We start from the raw sequence: 533 nt of genomic DNA on the forward strand, positions 1-533 counted from the left end.
CACGAAGCCACATCGTTCCAGCTACTACCGGCACGCTTGCCAGCATCTTCATCTTCTCTTTTCCCTCCTTGTTCTCTCCCTCATACAACACCAGCCGGTATCCTTCTGCCTGTTTCTCCAGGCACAGCCAGGTATAATAACTCCCCATAACGATCAGGCCGGCACGTTCACCCGCTGAGGCTGGCCGGAAGGTCAGCCGGGTTGTAGCCGTAAATGCAGGCGCGGGAAACTTCTGAAGAAGGGCGTTAGGCGCCCTGAGCACTCCGTCATTGCTGCTTGCTGTCAACCTCAGCCAGCCTTTACGTGCTGAAAGGCTGTACCATTCGTTCTGCGGTGCTGCCTGCCACTGCCATTGCAAACCTAATTGCCTGTTGTTAAATTCGTCGCTGGTCTGCGGAAGCTGTATAGCATATTTCTTTCCTACCGATGGCTTTTTACCGCCATTTACCGGCTCGCCGGTACCGTCGCCATCTTCATCCCGTCCCATAACGGGCCATCCGTCTTTCCATTCGACTGGCTGAAGATGGGTAATG

1 pseudogene is annotated in these 533 nt (G+C 54.6%); it reads right to left on the minus strand.

Features of this window, described 5'->3' with window-relative positions:
- Positions 1 to 487, minus strand: a pseudogene (locus ACNOHI_RS25515) (hypothetical protein); the annotation flags it as partial.
- Positions 488 to 533: the final 46 nt, after the last annotated feature.

Origin of the sequence: Noviherbaspirillum sp. ST9, assembly GCF_048799745.1 — a bacterium.
Taxonomy (GTDB): Bacteria; Pseudomonadota; Gammaproteobacteria; order Burkholderiales; family Burkholderiaceae_D; genus Noviherbaspirillum.